This window comes from Pontibacter sp. HJ8 (assembly GCF_054824225.1).
On sequence record NZ_JSYF01000324.1, the window covers coordinates 1 to 10,322 of the forward strand.

Genomic DNA, 10,322 nt, shown 5'->3' on the forward strand with positions numbered 1-10,322 from the left:
CTATCGGACACTCTCTTCCCGTTCAGGGACAAAGTTAAACCGGAATTTTAAAGGGACGACAAATAAAATTTAAGCGTATTTTTGTAAGACAGCTCCCAGAATCAAAATACACGCAGTTCCCACAGAGGAGCAGGGGCTGTGGCAGCTAACAGGCAGAAACGATATGAAATTGACAGGCAACCTACCCGACATTAAAAACAAACGCGACAGCCAAAACGCAGGTATAGCGCTTTCCATAGATAAGATCGAATACATCACACACAAGAAAGACGGCAAATATTACCAGCCCTTCAACCATGTGGAGCAGCTGGAGACGCCCCTGGTCATCACCGGGGATTGCCTGGCCCTAATACCAAACAAAAACCTGCAGGAAGGGGAATATGATTTCAAGGTATACGACAAGGAGGGGGATGACTATGTGCTGAATGAAAACAAATTCCTGTCCGTTTTGCTGGTCTATGATGAGGAGGAGCACCAGCACATTCTTTCGTCGCTGGAGTATTCGTTGACGATCTCGAACGAAGAATTCAAGCAGCTCAAAACGGCCAGCCACAAAGAACGGACATCTGGCAAAGGCCGCCGGAAAAGCTAGCATACAGCAGCTGTAGGGTAGAAAAACAGAAAGACCTGCCTTCAGGTATACTGAAGACAGGTCTTTCATTCATGCTTCGAACAAACATGGAAGCAAACTTCCGAAAGCTTCAGTAAGCTTTAATTCAGGGTTTTAACCTGTCTGGACGAAAACATTGTTACTATACCTGTATATACGGATACCAAATCCGGATGTTAAGCCCTCGTAGCTGTTTTTTTGCCTCTGCCCAGGTAGATCCCGTACATAATCAGGCCAGCGCCGGCCGCATACAGCACATATTGCTTTTGTTTGGTGGTGAGGTCGTTGAATATGTCCATTCCATACCTTCCCGGGTTTTTGATCACACCCAGGATCTCAGAAGGATTTTTCAAAAGGTTATTCAGTGCACCTGTTTTCTGATTCGTTGTCATAGCTTTAGAAGTATATAGCTTTCTTACGTCTTCGGCGGCACATAAGATATCCTCTCTTACTGCATTCAGCAGCCGCCTGAGCAGGTATAGGCCATAGCAAAACCTGTGCGGGCATACCTTAATCAAACCTCAGGTTGGTGACCGGGTTAGCAGTAGCTGCTTTCAGGGCCTGGTAGCTGATCGTGATAAAAGCTAATAGGGCTGCTGCTATACCTGCCAGCAGGAATACCCACAGCGGAACTTCTATGCGGTAGGCAAAGTCTTCCAGCCATTTGTGCATGGCATACCAGGCAAGCGGAAAGGCGATGAGCGCTGCCACTACAACCAGGATCAGGAATTCCTTCGATAGCAAGGCGACAATGGCTGAGTTCTCGGCCCCTAATACTTTGCGGATGCCGATCTCTTTTTTACGGCGCTCCGCAGCAAAAGCAGCCAGGCCAAACAAGCCCATACAGGCCACAAAAATCGCAACCCCTGTAAATATCCAGAGCAGGGACTTGAGCTTGTCTTCGGCCTTGTACATCTTTTCAAAGTTCTCATCCATGAAGATGTACTCGATCGGATAGTCCGGTGCGAACTTTTTCCATACCTTCTCTACCTGTTCTATCGCACCGGCAACGTTCTGCGCATCCACTTTCACAGCCACTTTCCAATAGGCTCCCGGAAAAATCTGCAGCACGGTCGGGTCCACCTTGTCGTAGAGGCTCTTGAAGTGGAAGTCTTTTACCACCCCGATGATCTTACCTTCTTTCAGCGTGTCAGGATTCGTGTCGCTCCATACATTCCAGCGCAGCGGCTGGCCCAGCGCCTTCTCCGCAGTGCCGTAGCCTAGCTCCCGCACCGCCGTTTCATTGATCATAAAGGCATGGTCCGTATCTGTTTTATAGGCTTTAGAGAAAGGTCTTCCGGCCACCACCTGCACATTCAGGGTGTTGATGTAGTCATAGTCGATCATGAGCTGCGTGACTCTATGGTGCACCTGCTCCCCGTTTGTAGGCACGATGATCCCATCCCCTGCCGTGGCATCGCCCGGGAAGCCGTAGCCAATGGAGACATTCTTGATGCCGGGCACCTTTCGCAGCTCGTTTTTAAACGTTTCGTAGTCGTTAAACATGTTATCGCCCCGCATCTGGAAGAACATGATCTGATCCTTATCAAAACCCAGGTCCTTGTTGTGCAGGAAGGATACCTGGCGGTAAACGATAAAAGCGCAGATGATGAGGAAAATGGACAGCGCAAACTGTACCACGATCAGCCCGTGCCGCAGCCACTGAATCCGGCCGACCTTGCTGTCGACCACCACGGCACTCTTGAGCACCTTCACCGGCTGGAAACCGGAGAGCACCAGGGCCGGATAAAAACCTGCCAGCAAACCAACCACCAGTGTCAGGCCCAGCAGCAGGAGCAGTAAAGCCGGATTGGTGAAGACATTGAAGCTCATTTCTTTGCCGGTGAAGGCATTGAGGGAAGGCAGCAGCAGGGAAGTCAGCGCAGCAGAGAAGATCACACTGATGAAGGTGAGTAGCAGGGTTTCGCCCAGGAACTGCATCACGAGCTGCCCACGGCTGGCCCCTATGGATTTACGCACGCCCACCTCCTTGGCCCGTTGCATGGATTTGGCCGTGGCCAGGTTTACAAAGTTGAAACAGGCAATCAGCAGGATGAACACGGCGATAATACTCAGCGCCTTCACATACGTAATGTTGCCCCGGATGGACTGGTCGTACTTAAATGTGGCTGAGTGCAGGTATACCTCGCCTAGCGGCTGAAAAACCGGCTTATAATCAAAGGGTTGGTTGTCGTCAGGGTCCAGCTGCTTGGCCACTACGTCGTTGAACTTGGCCTCCAGGAATTGCGGGTCGGCCCCTTCCTTCAATTTAACATATGTATAAAACTGTTGCCAGCCCCAGCTTTTCATGCGCTCTGCCGGCAACTCGGCCGCTTCCATCGTACATACAAAATTCACAGGCAGGCTGAACCGGTCTTTGGTGCTGAACACACCCCGCACGATAAAGGGCTGCTTGTTGACAGAAACTTTTTTCCCAACAGGATCTGTGTCGCCGAACACCCGTCTAGAAAATTCATCCGAGATGACGACGGAAGAAGGGTCTGCCAGTGCTTTTTCAGGGGAACCGTAGATAAAGGGCAACTGGAACACCTCGAAAAAGTTAGGATCGGCGTAAAAAAGACCTTTCTCATACAGGCGCTTGTCTCCTGCCTCGACCAGGTTGTTGGCATCGAACTGCTGCATGAGAATACGCATGGCCTGTTCTACCTCCGGGAAATCATGCTCCAGTGTTGTGGCAAACAACGGCGGTACCGGTGCCACCACTTCAGCAGCTACAGTGGCCGATTTATCATTATAGATGCGGTATACCTTGTCTCCTTCAGGCAGAAACTTATCATACTGCAGCTCATCGTACACAAACAAGCCGATGAGCAGGCAGGCGGTGATGCCCAGGGCCAGGCCGGCAATGTTGATGAAGGTAAAGCCCTTGTGCCTGATCAGGTTACGGTAGGCAATCTTGAAGTAATTTCTAAACATAGGATTGGTCCTTTACTTGTTCTAAGATCGGATGAATAGTGACAGGTTGTTTGCTTGTTTCCCTTAAATCGTGAGCGGACTCAAGATTTTCCCTTTTCGCTGTCAGCCGAAATGCACAGCAAATGCCAGTTTGATATATTACTCATAATCAGACATTTACATTTACAATCTATCCGAAGAACGTGCAGAATCGCGCAACAGGTGTGCGAAATCGCACGCCCCTAATGCGCATTCAGACGCTATTCCTTCATTTTCAGCGTATTGCAATACTGGCATAATAATAGTTTCTTTCGTTATTCCATACTCATTGCTTATGCTGCTCAAAAAGGCCTCCATACTGATTGTAGATGATGACACTGATGTGCTGACTGCTGTCCGCCTGATGCTGCGGCCGCAGGTAAAGGAAATTGTGACCGAAAAAAATCCGGACAACATCCCGCTCCTGCTAAAACAGCAATCCTTCGATGTCATTTTGCTGGACATGAACTTCAAGAGCGCCCTCAATACGGGGAACGAAGGCTTGTTCTGGCTCCGGAAGATCAAGGAATTAAAATCAGAGGCCGCTGTGATCATGATCACCGCCTACGGAGATATTGACCTGGCCATCCGTTCCGTAAAAGAAGGCGCTTTTGATTTTGTCGTAAAGCCCTGGCACAACGAGAAGCTGCTAAGTACCCTGCACACAGCACTCGACCGAAAAGCCAATGGGGCCAAAGTTCCGGCTCCGGGTTTCAGCAAAGCCGTCACTGGCAGTGAGCTGCTGGGAGAGTCGGAAGTGATGCAGGATATCTTCTTCAAGATCAGTAAAGTGGCGCCGACCGATGCCAACATCCTGATCCTGGGAGAGAACGGCACAGGCAAAGAACTCATCGCCAAAGCGATACACCAGCATTCCCTGCGGGCCGGCAAACCCTTTATAAAAGTGGATGTGGGCGCCCTGACGGAATCGCTGTTTGAAACAGAATTGTTCGGGCACCGGAAAGGGGCTTTTACCGATGCCCGCGAAGACCGCGCCGGACGGTTTGAAGCCGCCAGCGGAGGCACCATTTTCCTGGATGAGATCGGCAACATCTCCCTGCACCAGCAATCAAAGCTGCTCAGTGTGCTGCAGAACCGGCAGGTCATCCGGGTGGGAGCCAACGAACCGACAGACATCGACGTGCGCCTGCTTTGTGCCACCAACGTTTCGCTTGCCGAGATGGCCAACGAGGCGCGCTTTCGGAAAGACCTCATCTACCGCATCAACACCGTCGAGATCACGGTACCGCCGCTCCGCAAGCGGGGCCACGACATTCTCCTGCTGGCCCGGCACTTTACGACGGTGTATGCCAGCAAGTACATGAAGCCCGTGCCCGAGCTCAGCAAGCCGGCGCAGGACAAACTGCTGCACTACCAATACCCCGGCAACGTGCGGGAGCTGCAGTATGCGATCGAGCGGGCCGTCATCATGGCCGACAACCCGGCGCTGGAGGCAGCAGACATCCTCTTCTCCCCGATCGAATCGGCCCCGGCCGAAGAAGCGCTGGTGCAGGAAACCAACCTGGAAGAACTGGAAAAGGTGACCATCAACCGGGTGCTGCAACTACACAGCGGCAACCTCACCAAAGCGGCGAAAGAGTTAGGCATTACCCGAACGGCCCTGTACAGGCGCATGAACAAGTATGGGCTTTAAGAACTTTGAATGGAAGCTGATCATCCGGGTGGTGCTTCTGCTCGTTACCCTGAGTATACCTGCCTTTGTTATCGTCAACGGATGGGCCGAAGCGCTGGTGTTCTGGCTGCCCCTCTTCCTCATTCAGCTGGTAGATTTTATCCGTTTTGTGCGTCAGGCGCAGGAGGAACTCAACCAGTTCATCGAGTCCGTCCACTACCGGGATTTCTCCAGGCACTTTAATGAGCACCAGGCCTATACCCGGTTACAGTCGCTCCGGAAAGGCTTCAATGAGATCAATTCTACTTTCAAATCCATCACCAAAGAAAAAGAGACCCAGTACCAGAACCTGCAGCGGGTCATGGAGCTGGTGGAAACGGGCATCATGTCCTATGACATGAACAGCGGCGAAGTGATTATGATGAATGAGTCGCTCAAAAACCTGCTGCACGTCCCTTACATGAAAACCATCCAGTACCTGGCGAAAAGAGATCCCGGGTTATACACCGAAGTGATGGCCCTGGAGCCGGGGCATTCCAAAATAGCGACAGCCCATGCTACCCTTTTCGAAAAAAACTCTTTTAAGGTGCTCCTGTCCGCCACGGACTTTCAGAGCGAAGGCAACCGGTATAAGCTGGTTTCCTTTCAGAACGTGAACGAAGCACTGGACGAGACAGAGTCCAAAGCCTGGCAGAAGCTGCTGAACGTGATGACGCATGAGATCATGAATTCCGTAGCCCCCATCTCCTCCCTGGCCGATACCCTGAAGAACCGCCTGCACGAGGCCGCTGCGACAGGTATGACTTCCGGTGACATCGAAGACCTGGAAGAGGGCGTCAGCACCATCAAGCGCCGGAGCGAAGGGCTGCTGCGCTTTGCAGAAACCTACCGCAACCTCAACCGGATCACGAAGCTGAGCCTCGACACCGTGTATGTAAAAGAGCTGTTTGCGAACCTGCACCGTCTTATGCAGCCTACCCTGGATCAAAAAGGCATCCGGCTTGAAATATACCTGCCCGACCAGGACATTTCGCTTCGGGTCGATCCTACCCTGCTCGACCAGGTGCTCATCAACCTGCTGGTCAATGCCATGGAAGCCGTGAAAGATCGCCCGGAGCCCGAGATCACCTTATCTGCCTATACCGCTTCGGACAAGAAAACTGTGATCAAAATTGCGGATAATGGCATCGGGATGTCGGAGGAGGTACAGGAAAAGATCTTCATTCCCTTTTTCAGCACCCGGAAGCAGGGCAACGGCATTGGCCTGAGCCTCTGCAAACAGATCGTCATGCTGCACCGCGGCACCATACAGGTGCAGTCGGTGGAGGGAGAAGGAACAGCGTTTATACTCCGGTTCGGGTGATGGCGGGAGAGAGATTCGTGAACGTTGCATCCTAATTTTGAGGCACAGGTATCTGTAGAAAAAGACATATATTATTTTCCATATATTTGATGTAGATTGCTTTGTATTCTTTTTACCATCAAACGCAACTTGCGCTATTACTCCATCAGGTATAGCCAGAGTCGGGGAAATGACAGACTATGCAGACGCTGAAAAACAACATCTATTTCAAGGTAGGGACAATCGTCATCATTGGGCTACTTTTATTGATTCCCACTTCTTTGATCGAGGGTCTCATCTTCGAGCGGGAATCGACCCAGCGCGTTGCCATCGATGAGGTCAGCTCCAAGTGGGGCAAAGAACAGACCGTGTCAGGGCCTTTTATCTCCATACCCTACTACCGGTACGTGAAGGAGTTCTCCAGGAAGGATTCCACTGAGAAAGTCGTACAGATAAAGGAGTATATCCACATACTCCCTACCGAGTTGAACATCGACGGCGTTCTGAATCCGGAGCGCAGGTATAGGGGAATTTATGAAATCGTGGTTTACAACTCCAAGGTCAACATCTCGGGTAGGTTCGCTGACCTGAACTTGCCGGCACTCGATATTCCGTTGAAAAACATACAGTTTGAGAAGGCGCATCTGACAATAGGCATCAACGATTTGAGAGGGATAGAAGAGCAGGTAAATTTGAACTGGAATAAGAGCCGGTTTTCCTTTAACCCGGGCGTTGTCTCCAATGATGTGGTCGAAAGTGGCATCAATGCCGTGGTGGCTATCAATTCACAGGACAGCGCTGTCTATGATTTTTCATTCAGCCTGGACCTGAAAGGCAGCCAACTTCTGTATTTTACACCAGTAGGCAAAATCACGGACATCAACATCTCGTCTTCCTGGCAAAACCCCAGTTTCAATGGTGCCTTCCTGCCTGACTCCAGAACGGTGGCTGATTCCGGGTTCACAGCGAACTGGAATGTGTTACACCTCAACAGAAACTACCCCCAAATCTGGACGGGAGGAAAACACTCTATCAAAGAATCAGCCTTTGGCATAGACCTGCTGCTACCAGTTGACAACTACCAGAAATCCTACCGGTCCATCCGGTATGCCATTCTGTTTATCGGATTTACTTTCCTGGTCTTTTTCTTCATCGAAGTGTTGAACAAGGTATTCATACACCCGATTCAGTACATCCTGGTGGGTATTGCCCTCGTGGTTTTCTATACCCTCTTGTTGTCCCTCTCGGAGCACATGAAATTCAACCTGGCCTTCATCCTCTCTGCGCTGGCAACACTCTTGCTGATCGCTGGCTACATCAAGGCGATTCTCAGATCGAGCAAACTGACTTACCTGATCAGCGGGATTCTGTTCGTCCTTTATTCCTTCATTTTCGTCATCATCCAGCTTCAGGACTTCGCCTTGCTCATTGGCAGTATCGGCATATTCATCATCCTGGGGCTTGTCATGTACTATTCACGAAAGATAGATTGGTACAACCTGAATCTGGGTGGAACGCAGGAAGCATAAGAACTAGTCTTAATTGAAGACAACCGTGGCCTGACAGCCAGGAAACAACGCAAAAGATAAAAACATGGAAGACATAACCCATACACCCGAAAATGACGAGATAGTGAACGCTGCTATACCTAAAGTAACTGGTATAGGCGGGATTTTCTTCTTCTCGGATAATCCGGAAAAGACAAGAGAGTGGTATGGCCAGAACCTGGGACTTGAGATAAATGAGTACGGCTCCACCTTTGAGTCCCGGAACGCCAAGCGCCCCGAAGAAATCAACTACCTCCAGTGGAGCCCTTTCAAGACAGGTAGCGAATACTTTGCCCCTTCCAAAAAGGAGTTCATGGTCAACTACCGGGTCCAGAATATCGAAGGGCTGGTGGAAAAGCTACGGGCCAACGGTGTGACCATAGTGGATGAGATTGAAAGCTTTGACTATGGGGAATTCGTACACATCATGGACCCGGAGGGAAACAAGCTCGAGCTTTGGGAACCCGTGGACCGCGTATTCACCGAAATGGGCGGAGAGACGACCAAATAGGAGCCGCAGCCCCACCTTCGGGTATACCTGCTGCCGGCTTGTCACTTGAAATGAACCTGCGCCTGGAATGGACTTCCTTCGGGCTCCGTCCGCAGGTGCACAGACAAGTGGTCATAGAAGCCGAAATTCTTGCCAATGCTGATCTCTTCGCTTTGCTGGGAAGGGCTTAGTGGCTGGCTGTAAATGGGTACGTCTTTCTCGTCTACCACCACCAACTTCAGCGTAGCCTCCCCTGCTGGCCACTCCTGCACCGATATGCTGTAGAGTTCCAGGTTCCTTCGCTTCTCATTTCCTTCCACCCGGAAAGCATTGTTCAAGTGGCTGAGTCTGATCGTTTCCATAGACATTTCACTTAAGGTATACCTATGGATGTACGTGATGCAGAGACAGATGAATAACGCAGTTACCCTTCCAACTCCACGTAGTCTGCACTGCGTGGCATATGGGCGAAGTGCTCTACCAGTTCTTCGGGCAAAACAGCCAGTTTGCGCTTCAGTACGTCCAGCCAGGCACCTTCCACCACAATCACAGCCGCCTTTACGCCGTCTGCTTTGATGATCTCATGCCGGATGGTCCAGCGGGACCCGTCTTTCCTACCCTTAGTCAGTTCGGAAGTGATGGTCAGCTCTTCGTTTATTCCTACTTCGCGCAGGTAGTTCGTTTCTTCCCGGAACAAAATGGGGCCGATGTGCAGACGCTGGAAAGTTTTCAGGTCAAGGCCTAGTTCTTCCAAAGCTTCGATGCGGGCCTGTGCTGCGAAGTCGGCGTAAGCGGAGTGGCGCATGTGCATGTTCGCATCCAGGTGCGACCACATCACTTTGCCGGTATAGGTATGGGGCATGGTATTATTTTCTTTGGTTGAATATTCAATGGCCTTGGTAACGAGAAGCCGCAGGCAAAGTTAATACACGCATGTATAACACAGGATGCTTTTTGAAATCCATACTGATAATTGGCATATATATAGCACTATGTTTATACTTTAATTATTACATTTACAGAACGATAACGCATTCATTCTTAGCCTATGAGAACAACTTTACTTTTGCTTTTCTTACTTTACTTGCTTAATTATTCCTATGCTCAGGAACCAATATACAACATAAAGGCCACTATAGGGAGTACGCCAGTTTTGGATATGGAAGCCATGGTGTTTGACAAGGAAGACAACATGTATCTGCTTGACCGCTCCCGGGTAATCAAGATGAAAGATGGTAAGTCTATAATGGAGTTTAAAATAAACTCAGCTGATTACACCAGCACCAACCCTAATGTAGACTATTCTGGTATTCTAGCCGATTTGAATGTGGATGCAGAGCAGAACATTTACATTCTCAATAATTGGCAAAAACAAGTTGAAAAGTATGATTCCAAAGGGAATTTAATAAAAGTATTTCCATCACCTCAAGCCGAGGACACCGTCGGACACTACAACAGAAAGCTTCTGATGGATAGTCATTCTAACCTTTGCATATTCGACGATATTTCTGGTAAATTATATTACCTTACAACCGAAGGCGAACACGTTAAGACCATAAATATCCCTCGGCTTGATAACTACAGCTACCCTTATAGTGCGAAAGTAGTATTAGATGCCCAGGATAATATCTATTATGTAGAAACGATAAACTATACCTGGGATGCGACTCTTTACTTCAGAATGTTTAGCCCAGCGGGCAAATTGATAAAGGAGTTCAGAGATACCACCTTAAAGAAGCAAGGAC

At 49.8% G+C, this 10,322-nt stretch carries 10 protein-coding genes; 6 read left to right on the forward strand and 4 right to left on the reverse strand.

Annotation, left to right across the window (positions count from 1 at the left end; translation table 11 throughout):
- The first annotated feature begins 163 nt into the window (after nt 1–163).
- The gene (locus tag OB13_RS14220; RefSeq protein WP_461490832.1) at nt 164–592 is read left to right on the forward strand and encodes a hypothetical protein; all 429 of its coding nucleotides are present in this window, start codon (nt 164–166) and stop codon (nt 590–592) included.
- Between the two features lie 194 nt (nt 593–786).
- On the opposite strand, the gene OB13_RS14225 is transcribed toward OB13_RS14220, so the two are convergent.
- Nucleotides 787–1,002 (reverse strand): hypothetical protein, encoded by a 216-nt coding sequence (locus tag OB13_RS14225; RefSeq protein ID WP_461490833.1) that lies wholly within the window; start codon nt 1,000–1,002, stop codon nt 787–789.
- A 118-nt stretch (nt 1,003–1,120) separates the two neighbouring features.
- A complete protein-coding gene (locus tag OB13_RS14230) occupies nt 1,121–3,547 on the reverse strand; it encodes an ABC transporter permease (protein ID WP_461490834.1) in 2,427 nt (808 codons plus the stop codon).
- Between the two features lie 313 nt (nt 3,548–3,860).
- On the opposite strand from OB13_RS14230, the gene OB13_RS14235 reads away from it, so the two are divergent.
- From OB13_RS14235 to OB13_RS14250, 4 genes are all read left to right on the forward strand, one after another.
- A complete protein-coding gene (locus OB13_RS14235) occupies nt 3,861–5,219 on the forward strand; it encodes a sigma-54-dependent transcriptional regulator (protein ID WP_461490835.1) in 1,359 nt (452 codons plus the stop codon).
- Nucleotides 5,209–6,561 (forward strand): sensor histidine kinase, encoded by a 1,353-nt coding sequence (locus OB13_RS14240; protein ID WP_461490836.1) that lies wholly within the window; start codon nt 5,209–5,211, stop codon nt 6,559–6,561. Before OB13_RS14235 ends, OB13_RS14240 begins: the two co-directional genes overlap by 11 nt.
- A 179-nt stretch (nt 6,562–6,740) precedes the next feature.
- Nucleotides 6,741–8,069: a cell envelope integrity protein CreD gene (gene creD / locus OB13_RS14245; protein WP_461490837.1), complete on the forward strand. Its 1,329-nt coding sequence runs from the start codon at nt 6,741–6,743 to the stop codon at nt 8,067–8,069.
- Nucleotides 8,070–8,133: 64 nt separating this feature from the next.
- Nucleotides 8,134–8,598, forward strand: a complete 465-nt coding sequence (locus OB13_RS14250) for a VOC family protein (protein WP_461490838.1) — start codon at nt 8,134–8,136, stop codon at nt 8,596–8,598.
- Between the two features lie 41 nt (nt 8,599–8,639).
- On the opposite strand, the gene OB13_RS14255 is transcribed toward OB13_RS14250, so the two are convergent.
- Complete coding sequence (locus OB13_RS14255; protein ID WP_461490839.1) at nt 8,640–8,939, reverse strand: hypothetical protein; 300 nt, start codon at nt 8,937–8,939, stop codon at nt 8,640–8,642.
- Nucleotides 8,940–9,001: 62 nt separating this feature from the next.
- A complete protein-coding gene (locus OB13_RS14260; protein WP_461490840.1) occupies nt 9,002–9,439 on the reverse strand; it encodes an acyl-CoA thioesterase in 438 nt (145 codons plus the stop codon).
- A gap of 186 nt (nt 9,440–9,625) precedes the next feature.
- Between OB13_RS14260 and OB13_RS14265 the strand changes: the two genes are divergently transcribed.
- Nucleotides 9,626–10,322, forward strand: a 697-nt coding sequence (locus OB13_RS14265; RefSeq protein ID WP_461490841.1) for an NHL repeat-containing protein, incomplete at its 3' end; no start/stop codon positions are given.

Bases quoted from the DNA above. Each gene is read 5' to 3' on its own strand.
- OB13_RS14220 (WP_461490832.1), top strand. From the start codon at position 164: ATGAAATTGACAGGCAACCTACCCGACATTAAAAACAAACGCGACAGC.
- OB13_RS14225 (WP_461490833.1), bottom strand. From the start codon at position 1,002: ATGACAACGAATCAGAAAACAGGTGCACTGAATAACCTTTTGAAAAAT.
- OB13_RS14230 (WP_461490834.1), bottom strand. From the start codon at position 3,547: ATGTTTAGAAATTACTTCAAGATTGCCTACCGTAACCTGATCAGGCAC.
- OB13_RS14235 (WP_461490835.1), top strand. From the start codon at position 3,861: ATGCTGCTCAAAAAGGCCTCCATACTGATTGTAGATGATGACACTGAT.
- OB13_RS14240 (WP_461490836.1), top strand. From the start codon at position 5,209: ATGGGCTTTAAGAACTTTGAATGGAAGCTGATCATCCGGGTGGTGCTT.
- creD (WP_461490837.1), top strand. From the start codon at position 6,741: ATGCAGACGCTGAAAAACAACATCTATTTCAAGGTAGGGACAATCGTC.
- OB13_RS14250 (WP_461490838.1), top strand. From the start codon at position 8,134: ATGGAAGACATAACCCATACACCCGAAAATGACGAGATAGTGAACGCT.
- OB13_RS14255 (WP_461490839.1), bottom strand. From the start codon at position 8,939: ATGGAAACGATCAGACTCAGCCACTTGAACAATGCTTTCCGGGTGGAA.
- OB13_RS14260 (WP_461490840.1), bottom strand. From the start codon at position 9,439: ATGCCCCATACCTATACCGGCAAAGTGATGTGGTCGCACCTGGATGCG.